General features: G+C 72.6%; 26 protein-coding genes and 2 pseudogenes. 11 read left to right on the forward strand and 17 right to left on the reverse strand.

Annotation, left to right across the window (positions count from 1 at the left end; translation table 11 throughout):
- Positions 1 to 17: 17 nt before the first annotated feature.
- Positions 18 to 536 carry a redox-sensitive transcriptional activator SoxR gene (gene soxR, locus IE142_RS22595; RefSeq protein WP_191887428.1) on the reverse strand — a complete coding sequence of 173 codons (519 nt, stop codon included), beginning with the start codon at positions 534 to 536 and terminating at the stop codon, positions 18 to 20.
- 131 nt (positions 537 to 667) lie between these two features.
- On the opposite strand from soxR, the gene IE142_RS22600 reads away from it, so the two are divergent.
- Positions 668 to 1129 carry a MaoC family dehydratase gene (locus IE142_RS22600; protein WP_107477022.1) on the forward strand — a complete coding sequence of 154 codons (462 nt, stop codon included), beginning with the start codon at positions 668 to 670 and terminating at the stop codon, positions 1127 to 1129.
- Here the strand turns inward: IE142_RS22600 and IE142_RS22605 are convergent.
- From IE142_RS22605 to IE142_RS22615, 3 genes are all read right to left on the reverse strand, one after another.
- A complete protein-coding gene (locus IE142_RS22605) occupies positions 1120 to 1764 on the reverse strand; it encodes a TetR/AcrR family transcriptional regulator (RefSeq protein WP_043374735.1) in 645 nt (214 codons plus the stop codon). The two genes, IE142_RS22600 and IE142_RS22605, sit on opposite strands and share 10 nt — an antisense overlap.
- Before the next feature lie 84 nt (positions 1765 to 1848).
- On the reverse strand, positions 1849 to 2139 hold the full coding sequence (locus IE142_RS22610; protein WP_043374733.1) for a YiaA/YiaB family inner membrane protein: 291 nt from the start codon (positions 2137 to 2139) through the stop codon (positions 1849 to 1851).
- Between the two features lie 82 nt (positions 2140 to 2221).
- Positions 2222 to 3373, reverse strand: coding sequence for an acyl-CoA dehydrogenase family protein (locus tag IE142_RS22615; RefSeq protein WP_191887429.1), 1152 nt, complete (start codon positions 3371 to 3373; stop codon positions 2222 to 2224).
- A gap of 122 nt (positions 3374 to 3495) precedes the next feature.
- Between IE142_RS22615 and IE142_RS22620 the strand changes: the two genes are divergently transcribed.
- From IE142_RS22620 to IE142_RS22630, 3 genes are all read left to right on the forward strand, one after another.
- Positions 3496 to 4137, forward strand: a complete 642-nt coding sequence (locus IE142_RS22620; RefSeq protein ID WP_191887430.1) for a TetR/AcrR family transcriptional regulator — start codon at positions 3496 to 3498, stop codon at positions 4135 to 4137.
- A 47-nt stretch (positions 4138 to 4184) separates the two neighbouring features.
- Complete coding sequence (locus IE142_RS22625; protein WP_191887431.1) at positions 4185 to 4892, forward strand: ArsR/SmtB family transcription factor; 708 nt, start codon at positions 4185 to 4187, stop codon at positions 4890 to 4892.
- A gap of 67 nt (positions 4893 to 4959) precedes the next feature.
- Positions 4960 to 5907, forward strand: a complete 948-nt coding sequence (locus IE142_RS22630; RefSeq protein ID WP_370466403.1) for a DMT family transporter — start codon at positions 4960 to 4962, stop codon at positions 5905 to 5907.
- Here IE142_RS22630 and IE142_RS22635 read toward each other — a convergent pair.
- The 9 genes from IE142_RS22635 to IE142_RS22675 all read right to left on the reverse strand — a co-directional run bounded on the left by IE142_RS22635 (position 5904) and on the right by IE142_RS22675 (position 16795).
- Positions 5904 to 7001 carry a Zn-dependent alcohol dehydrogenase gene (locus IE142_RS22635; RefSeq protein WP_191887433.1) on the reverse strand — a complete coding sequence of 366 codons (1098 nt, stop codon included), beginning with the start codon at positions 6999 to 7001 and terminating at the stop codon, positions 5904 to 5906. The two genes, IE142_RS22630 and IE142_RS22635, sit on opposite strands and share 4 nt — an antisense overlap.
- Before the next feature lie 20 nt (positions 7002 to 7021).
- Positions 7022 to 8410 carry an aldehyde dehydrogenase family protein gene (locus IE142_RS22640; RefSeq protein WP_191887434.1) on the reverse strand — a complete coding sequence of 463 codons (1389 nt, stop codon included), beginning with the start codon at positions 8408 to 8410 and terminating at the stop codon, positions 7022 to 7024.
- Positions 8411 to 8533: 123 nt separating this feature from the next.
- Complete coding sequence (locus IE142_RS22645) at positions 8534 to 9880, reverse strand: ABC transporter ATP-binding protein (protein WP_191887435.1); 1347 nt, start codon at positions 9878 to 9880, stop codon at positions 8534 to 8536.
- 198 nt (positions 9881 to 10078) lie between these two features.
- Positions 10079 to 10255 (reverse strand): hypothetical protein, encoded by a 177-nt coding sequence (locus IE142_RS22650; RefSeq protein WP_191887436.1) that lies wholly within the window; start codon positions 10253 to 10255, stop codon positions 10079 to 10081.
- The gene (locus IE142_RS22655; protein ID WP_191887437.1) at positions 10252 to 11496 is read right to left on the reverse strand and encodes an MFS transporter; all 1245 of its coding nucleotides are present in this window, start codon (positions 11494 to 11496) and stop codon (positions 10252 to 10254) included. The genes IE142_RS22650 and IE142_RS22655 overlap by 4 nt, the downstream gene beginning before the upstream one ends.
- 94 nt (positions 11497 to 11590) lie before the next feature.
- Entirely contained in the window at positions 11591 to 13045 is a 1455-nt protein-coding gene (locus IE142_RS22660) for a CitMHS family transporter (RefSeq protein ID WP_191887438.1), read from the reverse strand.
- A gap of 123 nt (positions 13046 to 13168) precedes the next feature.
- On the reverse strand, positions 13169 to 15412 hold the full coding sequence (locus IE142_RS22665; protein WP_191887439.1) for a molybdopterin oxidoreductase family protein: 2244 nt from the start codon (positions 15410 to 15412) through the stop codon (positions 13169 to 13171).
- A 116-nt stretch (positions 15413 to 15528) separates the two neighbouring features.
- Positions 15529 to 16146 (reverse strand): TetR/AcrR family transcriptional regulator, encoded by a 618-nt coding sequence (locus IE142_RS22670; RefSeq protein WP_191887440.1) that lies wholly within the window; start codon positions 16144 to 16146, stop codon positions 15529 to 15531.
- Positions 16147 to 16210: 64 nt separating this feature from the next.
- Positions 16211 to 16795, reverse strand: coding sequence for a hypothetical protein (locus IE142_RS22675; RefSeq protein WP_191887441.1), 585 nt, complete (start codon positions 16793 to 16795; stop codon positions 16211 to 16213).
- A gap of 181 nt (positions 16796 to 16976) precedes the next feature.
- Between IE142_RS22675 and hmgA the strand changes: the two genes are divergently transcribed.
- The 3 genes from hmgA to IE142_RS22690 are packed head-to-tail and all read left to right on the forward strand — an operon-like array spanning position 16977 to position 20252.
- On the forward strand, positions 16977 to 18293 hold the full coding sequence (gene hmgA / locus IE142_RS22680) for a homogentisate 1,2-dioxygenase (protein WP_191887442.1): 1317 nt from the start codon (positions 16977 to 16979) through the stop codon (positions 18291 to 18293).
- 26 nt (positions 18294 to 18319) lie between these two features.
- Positions 18320 to 19069 (forward strand): GntR family transcriptional regulator, encoded by a 750-nt coding sequence (locus IE142_RS22685; protein WP_191887443.1) that lies wholly within the window; start codon positions 18320 to 18322, stop codon positions 19067 to 19069.
- A 22-nt stretch (positions 19070 to 19091) separates the two neighbouring features.
- Positions 19092 to 20252 (forward strand): type ISP restriction/modification enzyme, encoded by a 1161-nt coding sequence (locus tag IE142_RS22690; RefSeq protein ID WP_191887444.1) that lies wholly within the window; start codon positions 19092 to 19094, stop codon positions 20250 to 20252.
- A 45-nt stretch (positions 20253 to 20297) separates the two neighbouring features.
- Here the strand turns inward: IE142_RS22690 and IE142_RS22695 are convergent.
- From IE142_RS22695 to IE142_RS36865, 3 genes and pseudogenes are all read right to left on the reverse strand, one after another.
- Positions 20298 to 20527: pseudogene (locus IE142_RS22695) on the reverse strand (TetR/AcrR family transcriptional regulator); the annotation flags it as partial.
- Between the two features lie 341 nt (positions 20528 to 20868).
- A complete protein-coding gene (locus IE142_RS22700; RefSeq protein WP_043374703.1) occupies positions 20869 to 21138 on the reverse strand; it encodes a hypothetical protein in 270 nt (89 codons plus the stop codon).
- A gap of 115 nt (positions 21139 to 21253) precedes the next feature.
- Positions 21254 to 21945, reverse strand: a pseudogene (locus tag IE142_RS36865) (anti-sigma factor); the annotation flags it as partial.
- Between the two features lie 66 nt (positions 21946 to 22011).
- Here IE142_RS36865 and IE142_RS22705 point away from each other — a divergent pair.
- On the forward strand, positions 22012 to 22335 hold the full coding sequence (locus tag IE142_RS22705) for a hypothetical protein (protein ID WP_370466399.1): 324 nt from the start codon (positions 22012 to 22014) through the stop codon (positions 22333 to 22335).
- A gap of 12 nt (positions 22336 to 22347) precedes the next feature.
- On the opposite strand, the gene IE142_RS22710 is transcribed toward IE142_RS22705, so the two are convergent.
- A complete protein-coding gene (locus IE142_RS22710; RefSeq protein ID WP_191887445.1) occupies positions 22348 to 23154 on the reverse strand; it encodes an SGNH/GDSL hydrolase family protein in 807 nt (268 codons plus the stop codon).
- Between the two features lie 618 nt (positions 23155 to 23772).
- Here IE142_RS22710 and IE142_RS22715 point away from each other — a divergent pair.
- Genes IE142_RS22715 through IE142_RS22725 form a run of 3 tightly spaced genes read left to right on the forward strand, consistent with a single transcriptional unit; the run spans position 23773 to position 26472 of the window.
- Entirely contained in the window at positions 23773 to 24651 is an 879-nt protein-coding gene (locus tag IE142_RS22715) for a glycosyltransferase family 2 protein (protein WP_052412064.1), read from the forward strand.
- Complete coding sequence (locus tag IE142_RS22720; protein WP_191887446.1) at positions 24648 to 25649, forward strand: glycosyltransferase family 2 protein; 1002 nt, start codon at positions 24648 to 24650, stop codon at positions 25647 to 25649. Before IE142_RS22715 ends, IE142_RS22720 begins: the two co-directional genes overlap by 4 nt.
- The gene (locus tag IE142_RS22725) at positions 25642 to 26472 is read left to right on the forward strand and encodes a polysaccharide deacetylase family protein (RefSeq protein ID WP_191887447.1); all 831 of its coding nucleotides are present in this window, start codon (positions 25642 to 25644) and stop codon (positions 26470 to 26472) included. The genes IE142_RS22720 and IE142_RS22725 overlap by 8 nt, the downstream gene beginning before the upstream one ends.
- The last annotated feature ends 37 nt before the right edge of the window (positions 26473 to 26509 follow it).

Genomic DNA, 26509 nt, shown 5'->3' on the forward strand with positions numbered 1-26509 from the left:
CGCTCCCGGCCCGCGCGTCAGTTGCAGCACTCCGCCTCCCGTTCGCGGGCGCGGCTCGCGGGCGCGGGGGCCGGGTTGTCGCGGCGTTCCACCAGCAGGCGGGAGCCGGTGAGGCGTTCACCGAAGGCGTCGTCGGGGTTGGACAGGACGCAGGTCTCCAGGGACAGGCAGCCGCAGCCGATGCAGTCGGTGAGGTGGTCGCGCAGCCGGTTCAGCTGCTTGATGCGCTCGTCCAGTTCCGAGCGCCAGGACTCGGAGAGGCGGGCCCAGTCCTCCTCGGTGGGCGTGCGCTCCTCCGGCAGCTCGGCGAGCGCCTCGCGGATCGTGGCGAGCGGGATGCCGACGCGCTGTGCCGCGCGCACGAAGGCGACCCGGCGCAGCGCGTCACGGCTGAAGCGGCGCTGGTTGCCCGAGGTGCGGCGGCTGCTGATCAGGCCCTTGGACTCGTAGAAGTGCAGGGCGGAGACGGCGGCGCCGCTGCGCGCGGCGAGCTGGCCGACCGTGAGCTCGTGAATCTTCTCGGGAATCTGAGGCACTCCCCGAACCCTACCGACCCCGTCACCCGCGTGGGCGCCACCGGTCCGTTGACAGCGGCCCCGCCGGCGACCATGCTAAGCAGTCGCTTAGGTAGACGTTCGCAGTCGTGCGAGAGCAGAGAGGCCGGGACATGGCAGAGCCGAGGATCTTCACATCCGCCGACGAGGTGAAGGCGGCGGTCGGCGAGCAACTGGGGTACACCGACTGGCTGGACGTCGACCAGAAGCGGATCGACCTGTTCGCCGAGGCGACCGGCGACCACCAGTGGATCCACGTGGACCCGGAGAAGGCCGCCGCCGGGCCGTTCGGCACCACCATCGCGCACGGTTACCTGACCCTGTCGCTGCTCCCGCTCTTCGGGCCGCAGCTGATCAAGGTGGAGGGCGTGAAGATGGGCGTCAACTACGGCACCAACAAGGTCCGTTTCCCCTCCCCCGTCCCCGTCGGCTCGCGCCTGCGCGCCACGGCGACGATCACCGGCGTCGAGGACGTCAAGGGCGGCATCCAGGTGGCCGTCGCCTTCACCGTGGAGCGCGAGGGCGGCGACAAGCCGGTCTGCGTCGCCGAGTCGGTCTCCCGCTACTACCTCTGAGCGGAGCCGGCCGGTTCGGCTCCCACCATCCGCAGCACGAGGTCGGCGTAGAGCGCGCCGACCTCGTCGGGCGTGCGGGGGCCGTTCACGTTGAACCAGCGGGCGACGTCGATGCAGAGCGACAGCACCGCCAGGGTGGTGCCCTTGACGTCCGGCACGTCGAACTCGCCCGTCGCCACACCGTCCTCGATGATGCCGCGCACGGCGGCATCGCACTGCCGGCGAAGCGTGAGGATCTCGTCGCGGGCTTCGGGGCCGAGCGCGTCCAGCTCGTACTGGACCACCCGCGCGGTCGTGCGCCGCCCGGCGTGCCAGCGCACGAAGGAGCTCACGGCGTCGGCGAGCCGCTCGGTGGCGCCGCCCTCGCCCTGGGCCGCGGTGCGCAGGATGCCGACCGCCCGGTCGTGGCCGATGCGGCTGATGCGATGCAGCAGCTCTTCCTTGGTCTTGTAGTGGATGTAGAGCGCGGCCGGGCTCATACCGGCCCGCCCGGCGATGTCGCGGGTCGTGGTCGCGTGGTAACCGCGCTCCGCGAAGGCCTCCACGGCGGCGACCAGGAGCCGCCGGGCCGCGTCCGGGGTGACCTCTTCCCACGGCTCGATGTCGCCGCCCGTCGTCTCGGCCGCCGTACTCATCGCTCGTTCGCCCCTCTCGGTGACAGGAGCACCACCATACCGTCGAGTATGAGCGGTCGCTTAGCGCGGCGCCCGGCGGGCACGTCAGCCCAGCTTTTCGAAGGGGTCGTGCTCGGCGAGGAGCTTGTCCAGCCGGGCCTGGTCGACACGGCTGATGATCTGGCCGGCCTCCTGTCGGTCGCGGATGATTTTGGCCAGCGTGAAGGCCGAGGTGACCAGGTAGAGGACGGCGACGGCGAGGAAGGCACGCACCCAGGCGTCGGCTTGGAGGTTGTAGATGCCGACGGCGGTGGCGATCATCGCCACCGCGAACGAGGCCACGGCCTGCCCGTAGAAGGCCGTCGTGCTCTGCTGCTTGACCGGTGTGTCACTCATGGGGACAAGGGTCGGCCGACGTGGCACGGGCCACATCCGCCGGCGTACTCAGTTCTGGTACTCAGGAGCCGCCGCACATGCCTCAGAAGGCCGAGACCCCGGTCAGCGCACGCCCGATGACCAGCTTCTGGATCTGACTGGTGCCCTCGTAGAGGGTCATCACGCGGGCGTCGCGCAGCAGCTTGCCGGCCGGGTACTCGTCGATGTAGCCGTAGCCGCCGAAGACCTGGAGGGCGTTGTTCGCGGCGCGCACCGCGGCCTCCGAGGCGAAGAGCTTGGCCTTGGAGGACTCGACGGTGAAGGGCTGCCCCCGGTCGATCAGGTCGGCGACCCGCCAGGTCAGCAGCCGGGCCGCGTCCACGTCGAGGGCGATGTCGCTGATCAGCTCCTGCACCAGCTGGTGGTGGGCGATGGTCTTCCCGAACTGCTCGCGCTCCCCCGCGTACCGCACGGCCGCGTCCAGCGCGGCCTGGGCTATGCCGACGCAGCCCGCCGCGACCGACATCCGGCCCTTGGCGAGGGCCGACATGGCGACCGAGAAGCCCTTGCCCTCGGAGCCGAGCATCGCGGAGGCGGGGACCCGGACGTCCTCCAGGACCAGTTCGGCGGTGGCCTGGCCGCGCAGCCCGAGCTTGCCGTGGACCGTGCGGCGGGTCAGGCCGGGAGTGCCGGTGGGGACCAGGAAGGCGGAGACGCCCTTGTGGCCGGGGGCGTCCGTGGAGCGGGCGAAGAGCAGCACCACGTCGGCCCAGGTGCCGTTGGTGATGAACATCTTCGTGCCGTCGATGACGTAATGGTCGCCGTCGCGCACCGCGCGGGTGGACAGGTTCCCGGCGTCCGACCCCGTACCGGGCTCGGTCAGCCCGAAGCAGCCGACGTACTCGCCGGAGGTGAGGCCGGGCAGCCAGCGCCGCTTCTGCTCCTCGTCGCCCCAGGCGGCGATGGTCTTGGCGACCAGGCCGAGGGAGACGGAGACGATGCCGCGCACGGAGCTGTCGCCCCGGCCCAGCTCCTCCGTTACCAGGCAGTAGGCGAGGTGGTCGCCGCCGGAGCCGCCGTACTCCTCGTCGATCGTCAGCCCCAGGAAGCCGACCTCGCCGAGCTTCTTCACGATGGCCCGGTCGACTTCCTCCGCACGGTCCCAGGCGACGACGTTCGGGGCGATCTCGCGCTCCACGAAGTCCCGGGCGAGCTGCCGTACGGCGGTCTGCTCCTCGCTGAGCTCCAGGTTCATGCCGAGTCACCCCACAGGAAAGGAATCTTGAATGCCGACACTTCAAGGGACTTCAGAATCTTGAAAGCCGTACATTTAAATTAGCACTGCTAGTTTCTGCGCGCAGCCCTACTATGTGCGCCATGGCCCGACCGCGCAAGCCCCTGCTCAGCACCGACCGGATCGTCGAGACGGCCCGCGCGCTGGTGGACGCGGAGGGCCTCGCGGCCGTCTCCACCCGCCGGCTCGCGGCGGAGCTGGGGGTCAGCGGCCCCTCGCTCTACAACCACTTCCGCACCAAGGACGAGATCCTGGAGGCGGTCGCCGACTCGGTGAGCGCGCAGGTCGACCTGTCGATGTTCGAGGACGGCCGGGACTGGCGGACCGCGCTGCACGACTGGGCGGTCTCCTACCGGGCGGCCCTGCGCGACCACCCGAACATCGTCCCGGTACTGGCCCACGGCCCCGGCCGCCGGCCGGCCGCGCTGCACCTTGCCGACGCCGTCTACGGCGCGATGGTCGAGGCGGGCTGGCCGCCGGCCCAGGCCACCTCCATCGGCGCCCTGATGCGGTACTTCGTCATGGGCTCGGCCCTCGGCTCCTTCGCCCGCGGCTTCCCCGACGACGCGAGCGCGTACGACCCCGCCGACTACCCGCACCTCGGCAAGGCGCACCTGCTTGCCGAGCAGCAGGAGAAGATCGACGAGCGGGCGTTCGAGACCGGGCTGACAGCGCTGCTGGACGGGCTGGCGCAGCAGTACGCGCAGGTGGCGCGGGGCGCGTGAGGACACTTCGGCGCCGGCCGAACCGTGCGTACCGCATCCTGGGAGGCATGACCGACAAGGACGCCGAAGCGCCGATGCTCGCGCGGCTGGCCGGGCTGATCGCCGACGAGACCAGGGCCGCCTGCCTGCTGGCCCTGCTCGACGGGCGGGCGTGGACCGCCGGTGAGCTGGCCCGGCACGCGGGGGTGGCCGCGTCGACGTTGAGCGAGCACCTGGGCAAGCTCGTCGCGGGCGGGCTGCTCGCCGAGGAGCGGCAGGGGCGGCACCGGTACGTGCGGCTGGCCGACGAGCGGGTCGCACAGCTCGTGGAGGACCTGGCCGCCCAGGTGGCGCCTCGGGCGCGGCGCCCGCGCACCTTGCGAGCGTCGAGCGCCGGTTCGGCGATGGCCCGGGGCCGCACCTGTTACGACCATCTCGCCGGGCGCCTCGGGATCGCGGTCACCGACGCGCTGACCGGGCGCGGGCTGCTGCGCCAGGACACCGGCTTCGCGCTCACGGACGCGGGGCTCGACTGGTTCGACGGTGCCGGGATCGCCCTGAAGCCCACCGGTCGCCGCCCCCTGGCCCGCGCCTGCCTCGACTGGACCGAACGCCGTCCCCATCTGGCGGGCGTCGCGGGCGCGGCGCTGTGCCGGCACGCCCTGGACTCGGGCTGGTGCGTGCGCATCGGGTCCGAGCGGGCGGTGAAGGTGACGGCGGCGGGCGAGGAGGCGCTGTCCGGGCTGCTGGGGATCGATCCCGTGGTGCTGCGCTGAGCGGCGCCGGTTCCCGTCCGGAATCCGCCGGTAGTCCCGTCCCTTCCTTCCTAGCCTCGGGAGCATGATGAGCACCGCCCCGTCCCGCCGCCCGGACCTCCGCGCGGCCGGCGCCGCCACGGTCACCGTCGTCCTGTGGGCCTCCGCCTTCGTCTCGATCCGCAGTGCCGGCGAGGCGTACTCGCCCGGCGCGCTGGCGCTCGGGCGGCTGCTGTCGGGGGTGTTGACGCTCGGGGTGATCTGTGCGGTGCGCCGGGAGGGGCTGCCGCCGCGCTCCGCCTGGCGGGGCATCGCGATATCGGGGCTGCTGTGGTTCGGCTTCTACATGGTGGTCCTGAACTGGGGCGAGCAACAGGTGGACGCCGGTACGGCCGCCCTGGTGGTGAACGTCGGGCCGATCCTCATCGCCCTGCTCGGCGCCCGGCTGCTCGGGGACGCGCTGCCGCCGAGGCTGCTGGCGGGGATGGCGGTGTCGTTCGCCGGTGCGGTGACCGTGGGCCTGTCGATGTCCGGTGAGGGCGGTTCCTCGCTGTTCGGGGTGGTGCTGTGCCTGCTGGCGGCCGTGGCGTACGCGGGTGGCGTCGTGGCGCAGAAGCCCGCGCTGGGCCACGCGAGCGCGCTCCAGGTGACGACGTTCGGGTGCCTGGTCGGGGCGGTGCTCTGCCTGCCGTTCCTGGGGCGGTTGGTGCACGAGGCGGCCGACGCGCCGGTCACCGCGACGCTCAACATGGTGTACCTGGGCGTGTTCCCGACCGCGCTGGCGTTCACGACGTGGGCCTACGCCCTGGCCCGTACGACCGCGGGCCGTATGGGGGCGACCACGTACGCCGTGCCCGCCCTCGTCGTGCTGATGTCGTGGCTGGCGCTGGGCGAGGTGCCGGGGCTGCTCACGCTGGCGGGCGGCGCGCTGTGCCTGGCCGGCGTGGCGGTGTCGCGCTCCCGTCGGCGCGCGGCGGTTCCGGGGCACGCGAAAGCCCCGGAACCGCGCCGCGAGGATGCGGAGGACCGGCGCTAGAAGACGACCAGCGCCCGCCCGCCCTTGCCCGCCAGCATGTTCTCGAAGGCGGCCGGGATGCCCTCCAGGGCGATGCGTTCGGTCACCAGGGCGCCGAGGTCCAGGCGGCCGGCGCGGACGTGGTCGGCCAGTACCGGGAGGTCGCGGGCCGGGTCGGCGTTGCCGTAGACGCAGCCGGACAGGGTGCGGCCCCAGTGGAAGATCTCCAGGGCGTTGAAGGTGACCTGCTGGTCCTTGCCGCCGATGCCGACGACCGTGGTGCGTCCGCCGCGCCGGGTGGACTCCCACGCGGTGCGGATGGTGACCGCGCGGCCGACGCACTCGACGGCGACGTCCACACCCTGCTTGCCGGTGAGGGCGCGGATCTCGCGGGCGGTGTCGTCGGAGGCGATCAGGTAGTCGGTGGCGCCGGCGGCGCGGGCCAGATCCTCCTTCTCCGGGGACACGTCGACGGCGACGATCTTCGAGGCGCCCGCGATGCGGGCCGCCTGGAGGGTGGCGAGGCCCACTCCCCCGACACCGAACACCGCGACCGTCTCGCCCTCGCGGACCCGCGCCGAGTGGTGGACGGCGCCGTAGCCGGTCAGGACGGCGCAGCCCAGCAGCGCGGCGTCGGTGAGCGGGATGCCGTCGGGGCACGGGAGCACGCACCGGGCGTCCACCACGGTCTCCTCGGCGAACGCGGCGACGTTCAGGCCGGGGTGCAGGTCGGTGCCGTCGTCGGCGCGGCGGGCGTGCGTGTTCGCGGCGCCGGCCAGGGCGTCGGCGCAGAGCCAGACCTCGCCGAGCGAGCAGGCGTGGCAGGCGCCGCAGGACGGGGCCCAGTTGAGGACGACGTCGTCACCGGGTGCGACGTGGGCGACGCCCTCGCCGACGGAGAGGACCGTGCCGGCGCCCTCGTGACCGAGGACGGCGGGGAGCGGCACGCGCATGGTGCCGTTGGACAGGGAGAGGTCGGAGTGGCAGACCCCGGCGGCGACGAGCTTCACCCGGACCTGGCCCGGGCCGGGCTCCGGCAACTCGATCCCGGTGACCTCCAGCGGGGCACCTGTGGCGGGTACGACGGCGGCGCGGACAGCGGTGCGGACGGCCATGGCGTGGGCTGCTCCCCTGGCTAGAACTGGAGGGACTTGGTCTGGAGGTACTCGGTGAGGCCGTGCAGGCCCAGCTCGCGGCCCACGCCGGACTGCTTGTAGCCGCCGAAGGGGGCCATCGGGTTGAAGCGGCCGCCGTTGATGTCGACCTGGCCGGTGTCCATGCGGCGAGCGAAGGCGACCGCCTCGGCCTCGTCGCCGGCCCAGACCGCGCCTGCGAGGCCGTAGACCGTGCCGTTGGCGATCCGCACGGCGTCGTCCTCGTCGTCGTAGCGGAGGATGGACAGGACGGGCCCGAAGATCTCCTCCTGGGCGATCGTCATCCCCTCGGTGACGTCGGCGAAGACGGTGGGGCTGACGTAGTAGCCCCGCTCGCGCGGTGCCTCGGGGCCGCCGGCGACGAGGCGGGCGCCTTCGGCGACGCCCGCGAGGATGTAACCGCGCACCCGTTCCTGCTGCTTGGCGTTGACGAGGGGGCCGATCCGGTCGCCGTACTTGGCGGCGGCCTCGGCGGCCAGCTCCACGGCCTCGTCGTATTGGTCCCGGTGGACCAGCATGCGGGTCCAGGCGCTGCACGTCTGGCCGGAGTTGGACATGACGTTGGCGACGCCGACGTTCACGGCCTTGGCGAGGTCGGCGCTCGGGAGGATCACGTTGGCTGACTTGCCGCCGAGTTCGAGGGCGACCCTCTTGACGGCGGCGCCGGCGGCCGCGCCGATCCGGCGGCCCACGGCGGTGGAGCCGGTGAAGGAGACCAGGTCGACGCCCGGGTGCTCGGCGAGTGCCTGTCCGGCGACCGGTCCGAGGCCGGTCACCAGGTTGAAGACGCCGGCGGGGACGCCGGCCTCGTGCACCACCTCGGCGAAGAGCTGGGCGGTGAGCGGGGTGTCCTCGGCGGGCTTCAGCACGACGGTGCAGCCGGCCGCGAGCGCCGGGGCGACCTTGGCGACGATCTGGTGGAGCGGGTAGTTCCAGGGGGTGATGGCGCCGACGACGCCGATCGGCTCGTGGTGGACGACGGAGTTGCCGACCTTCTCCTCGAAGCCGTACGTCGCCGCGAGCTCGGCGTAGGAACCGGCCACCGCGATGGGGGCGCCGGCGTGCACGGCCTGTGAGAACTTCAGCGGTGAGCCCAGCTCGGCGGTGACGGTCTCGGCGATCTCGTCCTTGCGGGCCACCAGCACGTCCCGCAGGGCGGCCAGGCGGGCGGCACGCTCGGCGGGCGGGGTGGCGGCCCAGGCCGGCAAGGCGGCGCGGGCGGCCCGTACGGCGGTGTCGACATCCAGGGCGGTGCCGGCGGGGACCCGGCCGATGACCTGCTCGTCGGCCGGGTTCACGACGTCGGTCGTGTCCCGTCCGTCGGCGTCTCGCCAGGCGCCGTCGATGTACATGCCGTCGTGTGCCTTCATCGGGTTCCTTCCGGGCGGGCCTCGTCGTCCGAGCCCAAACTAGCGCCGATAGTTTTACGGCACCAGGGGCGGCCTCGATGGTGGCGCGGCTCACCCTTCCGGCGGGCGGGAGTCCCGGCGGTCTCACTCCTCCAGGTCCGGCAGCCGCGCCGGGGCGGGGCAGATCCGGTCGCCGTGCTGGTCGAAGACGAACAGGTGGGCGAGGTCGACCAGGAGGGGAACCTGCATGCCGTGGCGCAGGTCGATGTCGGGGGTGGTCCGGACGATCAGGTCGCCGGGGAGGCGTCCGTCGGGGGCGGCGACCGCGGGTTCGGCGTCGGGGCCGGACACGGGCTCGTCCATGACCACCACCGGACCGGCGCGCAGGGCGCCCGCCCGTTCCCTCAGCCGGTTCAGGACCGTGCCGTCGCGACGGCGGCGGACCGGGCGGCGGGCGGCGGGGCGGGGGGCCTCCAGTTCGGGAACGACGGCCGGCCGCGAACCGGTGTTGAAGTGGACGAGGACCTCGTGGCCCTGGAACTCGACGTGCTCCACCAGACCGGTGAGCAGCACCTCACCGGGGCGGGCGGAGGAGGGATCGGCGATCCGCACGGCCTCCGAGCGCAGGCCGACGATGACCTCGCGGCCCTGCTGGACCCGGAGCAATTGGTGGTCCAGCGAGAGCGGTTCGGGCAGGCGCAGGTACTGCTTGCCCAGACTGATGGTCATCGCGCCGTCCAGCGGGGCCCGGACCAGGCCACGCAGCAGATTGATGCGCGGGGTGCCGATGAAGGCGGCGACGAAGACGTTGCGCGGCAGGGCGTACACGGCGCGGGGGCTGTCCACCTGTTGCAGCACGCCCCCGCGCAGGACGGCGACGCGGTCGCCGAGGGACATGGCCTCGGACTGGTCGTGGGTGACGTAGACGGTGGTGACGCCCAGTTCGCGGGTGAGCTTGGTGATCTCGGCGCGCAGGTGGTTGCGGAGCTTGGCGTCGAGGTTGGACAGGGGTTCGTCCATCAGGAAGACACTGGGGTGGCGGGAGATGGCCCGGCCCATGGCGACGCGCTGGCGTTCGCCGCCGGAGAGCTGGGCGGGGAAGCGGTCGAGGAGGTCCTCGATGCCCAGCATGCGGGCGGTGGCGTCCACGCGGGGACCGTGGTCGCCCTGCGGGTCTTCGACGCGCAGCGGGAAGCCGATGTTCCCGCGGGTCGTCATGTTGGGGTAGAGGGCGAAGTTCTGGAAGACCATCGCCATGCTCCGCTCGGAGGGGAGCAGGTCGTTGGCGCAGGCCCCGTCCAGCAGCAGCCGACCCTCGGTGATCTCCTCCAGGCCGGCGATCATGCGCAACACGGTGGACTTGCCGCAGCCGGAGGGCCCGAGCAGGACGAGGAACTCGCCGGGCGCGATGTCCAGCGACAGCCGGTCCACCACGCGGACGCCTCGCGCGTAGGTCTTGCTCACGTCGTGCAGGGAGATGGCGCGTGTCATGAGAGGTGCCCCCGGGGGCTCACTGAGCGCTGGTGCTCCGCGGTCGGACGCCCTCGTGCGGGTCGTACGGGGCGCGTGAGTCACGGAAGTTAACGGAATGTGCGCGGCCGAGGGAAGACGCCGGACTCAATCTCGGTGCGGGTGTCCATCTGGTGAGAAAGCGGACGGCTGGATTCAGGAGCAGTGAGCGACCGCGCCTCAGTCGTCCGATCCGCGGCCGTTGCCGCGGCCCGGCGCGCGCACCAGTTCGCCCGCCAGAAGCGTCCCCTTGGCCACCACCCGCGTCCAGCGGGGGCCGCCCCGGGCCGCCCACACCACGCAGACGCAGCCGCCCACGACCAGGAGGAGGACGGCGGACAAGAGGATGAGGATCATGCTCGTTCCCTGCTTTCCGAAGCGGTCCGCGCCATCTTGCCAGTCCGTCGCCGGATCCCACCGTCGGCGTCCGCCTCGGCGGACGGGGAGCGCAGGGCGACGCCCGAGGACAGGAGCAGCAGCGCGCCGAGCATCACGAACGGCGCGGCGACGCCCGCGACGCCCGCGATCAAGCCGGCCGCGGCGGGTGCGGCGACCTGGCCGAGGCGGTTGCCGGTCAGGCGCAGGGCGAGGGCGGTGGAGCGGGCGTCGTCGGGGGCAGCCTGGACGACGGTCGTCATGGACAGCGGCTGGCCGACGCCGAGGCAGAAGCCGAGGACGACCAGCATCAGGGCGAGCGCCCACACCGGCACCGGCAGCGCGACACCCGCGCACAGCAGGGCGGCCAGCAGACAGGTGACGGTGAGCAGCGCGGTGCGGCCGAGCAGCCGCAGCAGGGGCGTCAGCACCAGCCGGCAGGCGATGGTGGCCGCCGCCCGGAGGCTGAGCAGGACGCCGATCACGGCCGGGGAGATGCCCCGGTGCTCGCCGACCACCGGCAGGTAGGCGGTGAGGATGTCGGTGGCGGACAGCACGGACAGGCTGATCAGGATGCCCGCGGGTACGCCGCGGGCGCGCAGGATGCTGCCCACGGGCACGCGCGCGCCCGCCTCCGTACGGGACTCGGCGGCGCCCGGGTGCTCTATGCGCCACAGCGACGTGAAGGCGACCGCCGCGCCGACGCCCGCCACCACCAGGGCAAGCGCGCTGCTGCCCGCCATGTCGTGGCCGCCGATCAGGGCGCCCGCGGCGATCGGCCCGATCAACTGGCCGAGCGAGGCGCCGATGGTGAAGTGGCCGAAATTGCGGTCCTGTTCGTGCGGCGCGGACTGGCGGGCGACCAGCGACTGGGCGCCGATGACGAAGCAGAGGTGGCCGAGGCCCATGACGCCGCTCCACAGGGCCATCGCCCACGGGGAACCGGCGACGCCGCTCAGCGCGCAGCCGCCGGCGATGAGCACCACGCCGACGGGCAGCAGCGGCGCGCAGCGGCCGTGGTCGGTGCGGCGGCCGAGCGGGACGGCGGCGAACAGCGGCAGCAGCGCGTAGACACCGGCGATGACGCCGACCGCCCGCTCGTCCGCGCCCAGCGCGAGGGCGTGGTAGGAGACGGCGGGCCGGGCCATCGAAACCGCCCCCTGGGCGAAGCCGAAGGCGATGACGAGACGGAGCAGCCAGCCGCGGTTCCCACCGGGCGCCATGATCGTTCCCTTCCCGCGCTGCCGGTGTCCGAACCGCCGGGTCCCCGGGCGCCTCCTCCACGGAGTCCCCAGGGAACCGGATCCGGACCGATGATCAGATGATGCCGAACAGGATGCCCGCCGCGAGGATGACCAGGCTCGTCAGGACCGCCCACTTCACGACGAATTTCGTGTGGTCGCCGAACTCGACCCTGGCCATGCCGACCAGGACGTAGACGGCCGGGACGAGCGGACTGGACATGTGCAGCGGCTGGCCGACGATCGAGGCACGGGCGATCTCCAGCGTCGACACGCCGTGCGCCTGGCCGGCCTCGGCGAGCACCGGCAGGACGCCGAAGTAGAAGCCGTCGTTGGACATGAAGTAGGTCAGCGGCAGGCTCAGCAGACCGGTGACCAGGCCCATGTGCGGGCCCATGCCGTCGGGGATGGTGTCCACGAGCCAGTTGGCCATGTGGTCGACCATGCCGGTGCCGGTGAGGACGCCGGTGAAGACGGCGGCGGCGAAGACCATGCCGGAGACGTTGAGGACGTTGTCGGCGTGGGCCGCGATCCGGGCCTTCTGGTCGGGTATGTGCGGGAAGTTGACGGTGAGCGCCAGCGCGGCGCCGATCAGGAACAGCACCGGGATCGGCAGCAGCTCCATGATCATGGCGGTGAGCAGCGCGACCGTGAGCAGCGCGTTGAACCAGTACAGCTTGGGACGCAGGGTGGCGCGCTCGGGGTCGAGGCCCTGGAATGCGTCGTCGGACTCGGCGTCCCGGGCGGCGTCACCATCGGTGCCGTCGCTGCCGGAGGCCGCGCCGGCACCCGCACTCGAACCCGTGCCGGGCTTGGCACCGGACTCTGACTCGGCACCGGACTTCGCGCCCGAGCCCGCCCCGACCAGCACCGTCTCGCTCTCCGCCTCGCGCACCAGCGCCTCGTCCAGCGTCAGCGTGCCCAGCCGCCTGCGCTCGCGCAGACCGAGCACGTACGCCAGGACGACGACCGCGAGCAGGCCGACGGCCAGGGCCGGGATCATCGGGACGAAGATGTCGGTGGCGTCGACCTTCAGAGCGGTGGCCGCGCGGGCGGTCGGGCCGCCCCACGGCAGGGTGTTCATCACACCGTTGGCCATCGCGGCGACACCCGTCATCACCACCAGGCTCATCTTCAGGCGCTTGTACAGCGGATACATCGCCGAGACCGTGATCATGAAGGTGGTGGAGCCGTCGCCGTCCAGCGAGACGATGGCGGCGAGCAGGGCGGTACCGACGACGATCCGCATCGGGTCGGCCTTGCAGAACCTCAGGATGGCCCGGACGACCGGGTCGAAGAGCCCGACGTCGATCATCACCCCGAAGTAGACGATCGCGAACATGAGCATCGCCGCGGTGGGGGCGAGGCTGGACACGCCGTCGATGACGTAGTCACCGAGGTGGGCGCCCTTGCCGACGAACACGCAGAACAGCGCGGGGATCAGCACGAGCGCCGCGATCGGCGACATCTTCTTCATCATGATCAGGACCAGGAAGGTCGCGATCATGGCGAAGCCGAGGATGGTCAGCATGTGTGAGTACCTAACGTTCGCCCTTGAACATCCCACCGGGGCAGGCGGTGCGAGCGACGTTAGGTGGCGTGAAGCGGCGTTAACAAGATGTTGACACGCGAGCAATAAGCGCAAAACTCCAGGTCACAGCTGTGCGTCGGTCAGCGGCGCGAGCTCCACCGGTACGCCGTTGAGGACCGCGTTGCCGGAGAGCGGGTCGAGCGTGCCGCCGTCGAGGAGCTGGTTGACGTTGACCCCGGGGACGGTGGCGGCGTGGGTGAGACGGGTGTTGGGGCGGTCGTGGCCCCAGCCGTGCGGCAGGCTCACCACGCCGGGGCGGACGGTGTCGGTGACCTCGGCGGGTGCGGTCACCTCTCCCCCGGCGCCCTTCACGCGTACGGGCTGTCCGTCGCGCACCCCGAGCCGTTCGGCGTCGTCGGGGTGGAGGTGCAGGGTGCAGCGGTTGGAGCCGCCGGTGAGGGCCGGGACGTTGTGCATCCAACTGTTGTTGGACCTCAGGTGCCGGCGGCCGACGAGGAGGAGCCCTGCGGGGCGCTCGGCCAGGGCCTGCCCCAGACGCGGCAGGTCGGCGGCGATCGGCCCCGGGAGCAGCTCCACCCTGCCGCTGCGGGTCTTCAGGGGCCGGGGGAGCCGGGGACGCAGCGGGCCGAGGTCGATGCCGTGCGGGTGGGCGAGCAGCCGCTGCAGGGTCAGCCCGTCCGGCCGTGCGCCGAATCCGTCGCCGTAGGGGCCGAGGCGCAGCATCAGGTCGAGGCGCCGCTCGGGGCCGTTCTCGCCGGTGAGCTGCGCCGCCAGTTCACCGGGGTCGCGTCCGTGGACGGGTGAGTGCGGGTCGCCGACGGCCTTGCCCAGGGTCTGCCGGACGGCCATGGCGTCGACGGCGGCCGGGTCGGTGCCGTGCCGGCCGGCGACGGCCAGGGTGAGCCGGGCCAGGATCTCGGTCTCGGCCATCCGCCCGGGCTCCAGCGGCACGGCGGGGCGGGAGTAGCGGACCTGGTTGCGCACGGCCAGGGTGTTCAGGGCGAAGTCGTGGTGCGGGCTCTGGGCCGGCGGGGGCGGCGGCAGGACGACGTGCGCGTGGCGGGAGGTCTCGTTGAGGTACGGGTCGACGCTCACCATGAAGTCGAGCGAGGCCAGCGCCTTGTCGAGGCGGTCGCCGTCGGGTGCGGAAAGGACCGGGTTGGCGGCGATCGTGAGCAGCGCGCGGACCGGCTCGCCCTCGTCGGTCGCGGTGTCGATCTCCTCGGCCAGGGCGGACAGGGGCAGTTCGCCCTTGGCCTCGGGGTGACGGCTCACCCGGGAGTGCCAGCGGCCGAGCGCGAAGCCGCGGCCTGGCCCGGCGGGGCGCGGGGTCCTGTCGGTCGCGGCCTGCGGGAAGAGGGCGCCGCCGGGCCGGTCGAGGTTGCCGGTGATGATGTTGAGGACGTCCACGAGCCAGCTGGCGAGCGTGCCGTGCGGGACGGTGCAGCTGCCGATGCGGCCGTAGACGGCGGCGGTGGGCGCGGCGGCGAGTTCGCGGGCGAGCGCGCGGGTCACGCCGGCGTCCACGTCGCAGGCGGCGGCGACGGCCTCGGGGGTGAAGTCGCGCAGGGCCTCCCCGACTTCGTCGACGCCCTCGACGTGCGGGGCGAGTGCGCCGAGGTCCACCAGGTCCTCTGCGAAGAGCACGTGCGCCATGGCGGCCAGGAGCAGGGCGTCGGCGCCGGGCCGGATCGCCACATGCCGGTGGGCGAGCTTGGCGGTGCGGGTGCGGCGCGGGTCGATGACGGTGAGGGTGCCGCCGCGGGCCTTCAGTGCCTTGAGCCGGCCGGGGAAGTCGGGCGCCGTGCACAGGCTGCCGTTGGACTCCATCGGGTTGGCGCCGATGAGCAGCAGGTGGTCGGTGCGGTCGAGGTCGGGGACCGGGATGGCGTTCGCGTCTCCGAAGAGCAGGCCGCTGGAGACGTGCTTGGGCATCTGGTCCAGCGTGGAGGCGGTGAAGAGGCTGTGGGTGCCGAGGGCGCCGAGCAGGAGGTTCGGGTAGAGGGCGCCGGCCACGGTGTGCACGTTGGGGTTGCCGAGGACCACGCCGACGGAGTGCGGCCCGTACCGCTCGACGACGGGCCGGACACCGGCGGCGACCGCGTCGAACGCCTCCCCCCAAGTGGCCTCGCGCAGCTCGCCGCCCCTGCGCACCAGGGGCGTGCGCAGTCGGTCGGGGTCGGCGTCCAGGGCCCCGAAGGCGGCACCTTTGGGGCAGATGAACCCGCGGCTGAAGACGTCGTCGCGGTCGCCGCGGGCGGCGGTGACCGCGGTGCCGTCGACGGTGAGCGCCAGGCCGCAGGTGGCCTCGCACAGGGGGCAGATACGCAGGGCGGTGCGGGACACGGGTCCTCCCGGGAAAGGGGCGGCGTTGACGCTTCGCCGCGAGCATACCGACCGGTAGGCATGTTGGGGAGCCCTTGCGCCGACGGCTGCGTGAACAGCCGGACACCATCGGCCCGTCAGTCCAGGACCCGGCCCAGATACGCCCGCAGCAACGCACGCGTCTCTCCGATGATCTTCTCGTCGCCGTCGGGTGCGACCCGGAAGGCCAGCTGCACGAGGGTGTCGGCGGTCTCCACGGCGACGAGGAAGGTGCGGCGCAGATCGTCGTCGGGGCGGCGGCCCAGGTAGCCGGAGAGCAGCTCGGTGAGCCGGTCGGCGACGCGGTGGTTGGGAACGGCGTGGCGGTCCCCCACCGGGATCTGGTTGCCGAAGTCGATCAGGGAGAAGCCCGGCGCGGTGCGCTTCATCGCCAGGTACTCGTCGAGCACCGCGTCCAGCGCCCCGCGCCAGCCGTCGTCGGCCGACTCCGTCAGCCGCTCGGTGACGCGCTCCGCGTAGCGCTCCAGGTTGCGCTGGGCCAGAGCGTCGGCCATCTGCCGCTTGTTGCCGAAGAAGCGGTACACCGAGCCGATGGGGACGTCCGCGCGCAGCGCCACGGCGCGGGTGCTCAGCGCGTCGTAGCCGACCTCGTCGAGAAGGTCGGCGCAGGCGTCGAGGATCCTGGTCAGCCGTTCGGCGCTGCGCCGCTGCACGGGGGCGCGGCGGAGCGGGGTCGCTTGGGACACGGTCCTCATGATGGTCTCCTGCCGCGCTCCGGTGAACTGTGCCCTCCGGCACGCGGGGAAGGAGTGACCGTACTCATCGGGCTGCCGCCGCGGGGTCGGGCGGCGTCCGGCTCCCCGAGTCCTCCGTTATCTCCTCCGGCTGCGTCGCCTCGGTCGGCTCCGCGTCCGACGCCGTGATGTCGGCCGTGCTCTCGACGGGTTTGCCGTCGACGGCCCAGCCGGTGCCGTCGTCGGCGTACAGACGGACCGTGAGCTGGTGGGTGCCGCGCGGGACCAGGGCCGCGTCCAAGCGGTGGTAGGGGCCGCGCAGGCGTGTGATCAGGTCGCCGTCGAGGAAGAGGTGGGCGAGGCCGCGGCCGGCCACCGCCCTGGCTTCCGTGCCCGCCGGCGAGAACCTGAAGTCGCGCACGGTCAGACGTACGTCCCAGCTGTCGTCGCCGGCCGGCTGCACCTCGATGCCGACCTCCGGCGCGTCCTCGGCGTCCACCTCCCGGTAGCGCCGGCCCTCCTCGTCGGTGACGTCGAGCAGCCTGCCCACCGGCGTGACCGAATCCCGGGCCTCCGCATCGCCCGTATCACTGGAACCGCAGCCCGCGGATCCGGTCAACAGCAGGACACAGACCGCGAGCACGGCGAGCACTCCCCGCGTCCACGACATGACGGGAGACTAGAACACCGGTCCGACGGTGCGAATCCCCCGGGAGTCTGGTTCCCGCCATCCTCCTCCGGAGGGACCAGTATGAGAGCCGAAGCCCGCGCGACCTCTTGCGCCCGGGAAACCGCAATCCTACGGTGTCCCATAGGAATCGGGTGGGACACGGGTTGCGAGGGAGCGATCGATGAGCGGGGACGCGCGGAAGACCGCGGAGGGGCTGGCCTACTTGTCCGGCTTCGGCAACGAGCACAGCTCGCAGGCCGTCCCGGGCGCGCTGCCCGAGGGCCGGAACTCGCCGCAGCGGGCCCCACTGGGGCTGTACGCGGAGCAGCTGAGCGGTACGGCGTTCACCGAGCCGAGGGCGCACAACCGCCGCTCCTGGCTGTACCGGATCCGCCCGTCGGCCGCGCACCCGCCCTTCACCCGTACGGGCAACGGGGCGATCCGCACGGCGCCCTTCGCCCAGGCGGTCCCGGACCCGAACCGCCTCCGGTGGAACCCGCTGCCCGAGCCCGGGGCCGGCACCGACTTCCTGGCGGGACTGTGGACGCTGGGCGGCAACGGCGACGCCACGCAGCGCACGGGCATGGCCGTGCACCTGTACCACGCCACGTCGTCCATGGAGCGCGTCTTCAGCGACGCCGACGGCGAGCTGCTGATCGTCCCGGAGCGCGGCGGCCTGCTGCTGCGCACCGAGTTCGGTCTGCTGCACGCCGAGCCGGGCCACGTGGCGCTGATCCCGCGCGGGGTCCGCTTCCGCGTGCAGCTGCTGGACGCCGACGCGCGCGGCTACGTCTGCGAGAACTACGGCGCCCCCTTCCAGCTCCCCGACCTCGGCCCGATCGGCGCCAACGGGCTCGCCAACGCCCGGGACTTCCGCGCGCCGGTCGCCGCGTACGAGGACGTCGAGGGGCCGGTCGAGGTGGTCAACAAGTTCTGCGGCAACCTCTGGGCGGCGACCTATGACCACTCCCCGCTCGACGTGGTCGCCTGGCACGGCAACCACGTGCCGTACGTCTACGACCTGCGCCGCTTCAACGTCATCGGCACCATCTCGTACGACCACCCGGACCCGTCGATCTTCACGGTGCTCACCTCCCCCTCCGACACCCCGGGGCTCGCGGGCGTCGACTTCGTGGTGTTCGCGCCGCGCTGGCTGGTGGGCGAGGACACCTTCCGGCCGCCGTACTTCCACCGGAACGTGATGAGCGAGTACATGGGCCTGATCGAGGGCGCCTACGACGCGAAGGCGGAGGGCTTCGTGCCGGGCGGCGGCTCGCTGCACAACATGATGTCGGCGCACGGCCCGGACCGGGAGACCTTCGACCGGGCGAGCGCCGCCGAGCTGAAGCCGCAGCGGATCGACGACGGGCTGGCGTTCATGTTCGAGACCCGCTGGCCGGTGACGCTCACGCCCCAGGCGGCCCGCGCCGAACACCTGCAAGGGCGCTACGACGACGTCTGGCAGGGCATGGAGCGTCACTTCCGCCCCTTGCACTGAGGATTCACTACCGGTACGGATGGCCCGTGACCTCCTTCGCCCCGGACTCCATCGTGCTGAACCGCAAGCTGCCGCTCTGGTATCAGGTGTCGCAGTCGCTGCGCGCGTCGATACTGGGCCGCTCGCCCCGGGACCCGCTGCGCCTGCCCACGGAGGAACAGTTGGCGGGGCACTACGGGGTGAGCGTGCTGACCATGCGGCAGGCACTGAAGGAGCTGGAGGACGAGGGCCTGATCACCCGCCACCGGCGGCGCGGCACCTTCATCGAGCCGGACGCCCGGCGGGGCGCCCCGGTGCGGCTGCTGGGCTCCGTGGACGCGATCGTGGCCCAGCAGTCCGGCATGAAGGCCGAGCTGCTGGACCACGGCACGGGTCCGGTGCCGCCCGAAGTCGCCGAGTACTTCCCGCAGTCGTCCGAGGTGGGGACGTACCACCGGCTGCGCTGCGACGAGCAGACGGGCGAGCCCACCAACCACGCCCGCAACTACGTCCGTCCCGAAGTGGCCGCCCGTATCGACCCCGACGACCTGGTCCGCGCGCCGATGACCAAGGTGCTGCGGGACGTGGTGGGCATGGACATCAGCCGGATCACGGACACCGTGGAGGCACGGCTCGCCGACCCGGAGACGGCGCGGCTGCTCGAAGTGCCGCTGCTCAGCCCGATCCTGCACTACACCGGCGTCACCTACGACACCGCGGGCCGGGTACTGGACGTGGCGGTCATCCACTACCGGGGCGACCGCTTCTCCTTCACGGTCACCCTGGATGCCACATGAGGCCGTGCCGCCCCGTCGTACGATGCCCGGCGTGACGCACGACGATGCTCCGCACCTGGCGGACCTCATGCCGTGGTCCGTCGCACCGCCGCGGCTCGGCCGGGGGTGGCCGGCGGCCCCCGACGCGGCATCCCTGAAGGCCCGCTGGGACGCCCTGATGAAGGCCGAGGGCGCCGACCGCGAGGCCCTGCTGGAACCGACGCGCTCCCGCACGCTGCACACGGCGGTCGGGCGGCTGCCGGGCACGTCCGGCGGCACGGAGAAGCTCGTGCGCGCCTCGGGACCGTGCCCGGAACCGGTCCGTGTGCTGCGCGCGCCCTTCGACGAGCAGTGGCTGATCCCGGACCAGCGGCTGATCGACGCGTCCCGTCCGGAGCTGTGGCGGGTGGCGGACGAGCCGCAGGTCTTCGCAGTGGAGGCACCCGGCGCCGCCGGCCCTCCCCTGCTTCTCGCGACCTCCCGGCCGCCCGTGTTCGGTCCCGCCCGCGTCCGGCCGCTGTACCGCCGTCCCGGCGGAACGGAGCCGAATCTCGCACCGGGCCTCCTCGACCACCTGGGCGCCCGCCTCGGCCGGCGTCCCGAACCGCTCGACGTACTGGCCTGGGCCGTGGCGACCGTACGGCAGGGCTCACGCGTCCCGCTCACCGCGGACCCGGCGCTGTGGGAGCGCGGAGTGGAGCTGGGCCGGCGCGTCCTGTGGCTGATGCGCCGCGACGGTGAACGCCCCAAGCTGCCCGGCGGCCGTCGCCCCTACGTCCGCGCCCCGCTGCCCGCGCGCCCGCTGACGCTGCGCTACGACCGGGACGAGGAGGCCCTGTACCTGGACGAGGGCCGCATCTCCCCCGTGCCGCCCGGCGCCTGGGACTTCGAGGTGAGCGGGGCCCGGGTGCTGGAGCAGTGGTTCGCGGCCCGCACCGCGGAGGGTGCGCCCGGGACACTGGCGGCGGTCCGCCCGGCGACCTGGCCTCAGACCTGGACGTCGGAGCTGCTGGAGCTCATCACGGTCCTCGCGCTGCTCGCCGAAGCGCGCCCGCGGTGCGGGGAACTGGAGGTGACGGAGGAGGTCACGGCCGCCGAGCTACGCGCGGCGGGCGTGTTTCCGGTTCCTGCGGCGGCCCGCAGGCCGGCGTCCGTGCTGGACGGGCAGGAGGAGGGTCCGGAGGGACAGCTGGCGCTGCTGTAGCACGTCGGGCACCCCGGGCCCCTTGCGTCCCCCGGCCTCTCCGGATCAGGCGAAGCCGTCCAGCACCCGCGTCAGCGCCCGCTCGAAGACGCCTCCAGGTCGATGGGCCCGGCGCCCTCCCCGAAGGACGCCGCCAGCCGCGGGTAGGCGCCGCTCGCCAGCTGCGCGCCCAGGTAGGCGATGCGTGTCGCGTTCTCCCGCTCCTCGGACCAGGGCAGCGAGCGGGTGCGCTCGGCCGTGGAGATCTCGTTGGTGACGTACGTCGTCACGACGCCGCGGTCCTGCTGGCGGTGCTCGTCCCGCTCGCCGTCCGCCGGTACGCGCGCGGAAAGGACTGAGCGGGCCGGCGGGGGTCACCGCCGGACGGGGAGACGGCGGGACTGACGTGCGGGAGCGGCGGGCGTGGGACGCCGTGAGAACGCGGACGCACGGACGGGACAGACGTACGGAGCGGACGTACGCGAGAGAAAGACGCACGGAGCGGACGTCCGCCGGAGCCGGGCATACGGGTGACACCCGCGCTCGGGACCACACCGGGGCGCCGCTGCGTGCCGTGGGGATGACGGACGAGTGCGCGGCGCCGCGCCGGGACGGTGTGACCGCCGGAGCGCGGGCCTCAGTTGCCGCCGAACAGCGAGCGGCGCAGTCGCCGCACTGGCGCGAACAGCGAGACCCGGCGCACCCTGGCGCCCCTGCCGCTGCGCTTGTGCGCGGGCTCACGCGCGGTCAGCTCACGCATCAGCGACGTCGCCTCCACCGTCTCCCGCTGCGGGAGGGCAGGCCCTCCGAGCACCGCGAGATGGCGGTCGAGGCGCGAGCTGGTCGCGCTGCTGCCGCAGGTGATCGCAGGGACCCTGGCCCTGCTGCGCACTGTTATCTGTTCCATGTCACTCCCCACCCGTACGAGTCCGCCCGGCCCGGGCAGGGTAACCCTATCGCCCCGGTACGGCATGCGTGTATCGCGGTCGCAGGATTCACCTTCCCCGTAAGGGGGTTGACGATCACTCTCCGAATCCAACGGGTTTCAGGGTGAGTTGAAGGACCGGCCTGCTCGTCGGCCGGTCCGAGCCGCCGCCGGGTTCGACCGTCACCGCGAGTGAGGTGGCCTACCGGTTCAGGCCGGAGGCGACCAGGGGCGTGTCGGCGTCGAAGAGGCCCAGGGAGCGCGCTTCGGCGCCGGGCGCACGAGCCAGAGCTGGTGCACGCGGCCGCCGGGCGGCTCGCCGTATCCGCTCAGGGTGACGACCGCGCGCCCCTCGGATGCGGAAGAAACCACTCCGGTACTGCCGCCCCGGCCGTCCTCCTCGCTGGTCGCGCGTGCGTCAGGAGCGGCGAAAACGTGGGCGATCTCACGTGCCCGTCTCCCGCGCGGTGTCCAGTTCGCCCTGCGTCCGGTTCGCCTGCACGGCGAAGAGCGAGGCGACCACGAGCGGCCGCGGCGGACGTCACCGTGGCGAAGGGCACCGGCAAGGGGCGCGGCCGGGACGGACGGGAACGTTCCGGCGCGGGCCGGCCGCCCCACGCGTGGGGTGGCAGCCGGCGGGCGGGCCCACGTCCGGGCGCGGGTTCCTGCGCGGTGGTGCGTACGGCGGCCAGGACGCGGTCGCGCAGGGACGGCCGGGGACGGGGCGGCCGTGGGCCAGGCCGGCCGGGCGGCGTCCTCGGACAGCGCCCGCACGACCGAGGGCACGCGCACGGACACGGGGACCGCCTCAGCCACAAGCACGACCGGGCGCCGGCCTTCACGGCGACGTTCACGGTGGGGCGGCTGCCGGCGCAGGTCGGCTACCGCTGGGTGACCGGGGACGGGGCGGTGTCCGATCCCGGGTGGCGGACGCTGTCCTTCCCCGCAGGCGGTGAACCTTCTCGCCAGGACACGGTCGTCGTGACGACGGACGAGGAGAGCGGCGCGTTCGAGGGGGCGGTCCGCGTGGAGGTGCGGGAGCCGGTGGAGGCGACGTCGAACGCGGTGGCGTTCTCCGTTGCGTGCGGGACGGAGACGGAGAAGGAGCCCGGGACGGAGACCCCGACGGGCGGGGCCTCCTCCTCTTCTTCTCCGTCTCCTTCCGGACTGGGTCCGTGACGGACGGCCGGGTCAGGCGGCGCCGTTGAGGACCGGCAGGTAGCCGCCGGACTGACCGGCCGCCGTCGGGTGGTACGAATCGCCGATGTTGAGCCAGTTCACGCTGTGCAGCCAGGAGCTGCCGGAGCAGATCTCGTGGCCGGTGAAGGTGGGACGTACGTCGCCGAAGGTGAAGCCGTGGCCGGCGGCGCGCTTGGCGATCGCGGTGTTGAGGTGGTCCGCGGCGTCGTTGATCGCCTTCCGCTTGGACTCGGAGAGGCCGACGCAGGAGGTGCCGAGCTTGTAGAAGCGCGGGTAGCCGAGGACGACGACGTGGGCGTTGGGGGCCTTGTCGCGGATCGCGGAGTAGACGTTGTCGAGGTTGCCGGGCAGCGTCGAGTCGACGTACGCCTTCGCGGTGGCGATCCGCGACAGGCAGGAGCTGTCGGACTGGAGGACACAGGTCATCATGACGTCGGCGAAGCCGGCGTCGTTGCCGCCGACACTGACCGACACCAGGCCGGTGGCGGAGCTGAGCGGGCCGAGCTGTCCGGCGAGAACATCACCCGTACGGGCGCCTGAGCAGGCGGTGAAGTCGAAGCTGGAGGGTGAGTTGGCGGCGGCCCACAGGTAGGGGTGGGCCTTCGTGCTGCGCTTGCAGTCGCCACTGGAACCGATGTAGCTGCCCGCTCCGACGCCGGAGGAGTAGGAGTCGCCGAGCGCCACATAGCCGTCGGCGACGGCGGGTTGGGCGGCCTGCGCGGTCGCGGCCCCGGTGAGGGCGGCGCCGGCGGCGAGGAGGAGCGAACTCAGTAGGCCGACAAGTCGGGAACGTCTCATGGAACCTCCTTTAGCAGGACCTCTGCCGTCAACCGTGGTAGCAGCTACGCGTGTTGACAGGAAGTGTCCATGCCAATGAATGGCTGATGGTCGTTCAAAATCGGACGAAAACCGGTGGGAACGCCAGTGCCGTCTTGACGGTTCCCCGAGCACTGGGCCACATTGAGGCCCGGCATCTTGGGCTTCGGGGGGCAAAGCGGAACGGTCCGGGAGACCCGCGCCGCACGGAATCGCCCTTCAAGAAGAACGGATGACGGCAAACCAACAAAAACGTGAGACTTGGTTCCAGGTCTTGCCATACGGGTTCAATCGTCAATACCGTCATACATCTCCCGCATCGGTACGTCGGCAAGCGGCCCAGGGGAGGGCTCGAGGCCGCGGCGGACCGGCACGGGACGCGCGGTAGGGGGGTGCCGTGCCCGGTGACCGCTTCGGTGGCCGGGCCGTGCCGCGCGGTCGGCCGTCGTTTTCTCGCGGCGCCGACAGGCTTTGCCAGCTCACCTGGCACGCACGGAGATTTGTCCCGTCGCGCGTGGGTGAGAACCCCCCTTTCGAACCGGATACAGAGCCGGACCGCCCCTGGGGCGGGCGGTCCGCCGGACGAGAGGGACCAGACTCATGAGCTCAGTTCTGCAGCCGGCGTCGACGGGCAACGAACCGTCGTCCGATCCGTCCTCCGAGCCGTCTCCCGCCGAGAAGTACCGGCCCGTCTCCTCGCACCTGGCGATAGCACCGCCGGTGAGCGTGGTGATACCCGCCATGAACGAGGCGGAGAACCTTCCCTACGTCTTCAAGACGCTGCCCGACTGGATCCACGAGGTCGTCCTCGTGGACGGCAACTCGACGGACGACACCGTGCGGGTCGCCCGGGAGCTGTGGCCGGACGTCAAGGTGGTCGAACAGCGCGGCAAGGGCAAGGGGGACGCTCTGATCACCGGCTTCAAGGCGTGCACCGGGGACATCATCGTGATGGTCGACGCCGACGGCTCGGCCGACGGCCAGGAGATCGTCTCCTACGTCTCCGCGCTGGTCTCGGGCGCGGACTTCGCCAAGGGGTCGCGCTTCGCCAACGGCGGCGGCACCGACGACATGACCTTCGTCCGCAAGCTCGGCAACCGCGCCCTGTGCGCGGTCGTCAACCGGAAGTTCGGCGCCCGCTACACCGACCTGTGCTACGGCTACAACGCGTTCTGGCGGCACTGCCTGGACAAGATCGACCTCGACTGCACCGGTTTCGAGGTGGAGACCCTGATGAACATCCGGGTCGTCAAGGCCGGCCTGAAGGTGCAGGAGATCCCCAGCCACGAGTACCTGCGCATCCACGGTGTCAGCAACCTGCGCGCGGTGCGGGACGGGCTGCGGGTGCTCAGGGTGATCCTCGACGAGCGCTCCAACCGGCGTGCGCTGCGCAGCCGTACGCACGCGCCGACGCTCGCCTCGGTCGGCCCGGTCGGCACGGCCGCCCCGGTCGTCCCGGTCCGTAGGAAGGCGTCTTGAGCGGTACGGACGCCTCCCTCACGATCTCCGTCGTGATCTGCGTCTACACCGAGGACCGCTGGGACGACATCCTCGCGGCGGTCGCCTCGGTGCGGGCGCAGTCCCACCCGGCGCGGGAGACGCTGCTGGTCGTCGACCACAACGAGGCGCTACGGGAACGGTTGCTGAAGGAGTACGAGGAGCGGCAGGACGTGCGGGTGCTCGCCAACGCGGGCCCCCGCGGCCTGTCCGCCGGCCGCAACACCGGCATCGCCGCCTCGCGCGGGGAGGTGATCGCCTTCCTCGACGACGACGCCGTGGCCGAACGCGACTGGCTGCGGCACTTCGCCGAGGGGTACGCCGACCCGGCGGTCGTCGCGGTCGGCGGGCGCACGGTGCCGATCTGGGCGTCGGGGCGCCGGCCGGTCTGGTTCCCGGAGGAGTTCGACTGGGTGGTGGGCTGCACGTACCGGGGCCTGCCGCCCGGCCGGGTCCGGGTGCGCAACGTGCTGGGCGGCAACGCCTCCTTCCGGCGTGAGGCGTTCGAGGCGGCGGGCGGCTTCGCCACCGGTATCGGGCGCGACGGCGACAAGCGCCCGCTGGGCTGCGAGGAGACCGAGCTGTGCATCCGGCTCTCGCGCGCCCGGCCCGACGCCGTGCTGCTGATCGACGACCGCGCGGTGATCCACCACCGGGTGCCGGAGGCGCGCGAGCACTTCGCCTACTTCCGCACCCGCACCTACGCCGAGGGCCTGTCCAAGGCCCTGGTGGCCCGCAGCGTCGGCGCGGACAAGGGCCTGGAGTCCGAACGCCATTACGCCACCCGGGTCCTGCCGGCCGGCGTGGTGCGCGGGTTGCTCGACGCCGTGCTGGCCCGGCCGGGCGGCGCGGGACGGGCGGGCGCGATCGTCGCCGGGGTGCTCACGGCGGCGGGCGGCTACGTGGTGGGGAGCGTGCGGGCGCGGCGGGGCGGGGACTCGTTCTCCGTGGCGCCCGTCGAGGGGCGCGCGCATGGCTGAGGAGGTCCACGAGGCCGACACGCGCGTGCCGATCCTGATGTACCACGCGGTCGCGGCCGACCCGGGCGACGCCACCCGGGCGCTGTCGGTGGCCCCGGATGCCTTCGCCGAGCAGATGGCGGCGATCGCCGACCGGGGCCTGACCCCGGTCGGCACGGCGGAACTGGCCGCCGCCTGGCGCTCCGGCCGCCCGCTGCCGAAGCGGCCGGTTCTCATCACCTTCGACGACGGCTACGAGGGCGTGCACCGGCACGCCCTGCCCGCCCTCGCCGAGCACGGCTTCCCGGCCACGCTGTTCGTCTCCACCGGCTGGCTGCGCGGCCCGTACGACACCGGGGGCGCCCTGGACACCATGCTCGACTGGGACCAGGTCCGCGAACTGGCCGCCGCCGGCGTGGAGATCGGCGGGCACAGCCACACCCACCCGCAGCTCGACCAGCTCGACGAGGAGCTGCTGCGCTTCGAGCTGATCCACTGCAAGGAGATCGTCGCCGACCAACTGGGCGCCGTACCGGCCTCCTTCGCCTACCCGTACGGCTACTCCGACCGCCGGGTACGGCGGGTGGTGCGCGAGACGGGGTACGCGCAGGCGCTCGCCGTCGGCAACGGCTTGGCCCGCCGGGTCCAGGGGCCGTACGCCCTGCGGCGGGTCACCGTGCGCAGGAGTACGGGGCCGGAAGAGTTCGTCCGGCTGATCGAGGGCCGCGCGATCGCCCGCACCTTCGCCCGGGACCGGGCCCTCACCAAGGGGTACGCCGTACTGCGCGGGGCACGGCGGGCACGGGGACGGCTGCGGGAGCGGATGCCGGGTGCCGGTGGCTGAACCACCGGCCCCGGCACCCCTCGCCCTGCGCCGTTCG

Source organism: Streptomyces mutabilis (assembly GCF_014649815.1).
In the GTDB taxonomy this organism is placed as follows: domain Bacteria; phylum Actinomycetota; class Actinomycetes; order Streptomycetales; family Streptomycetaceae; genus Streptomyces; species Streptomyces mutabilis.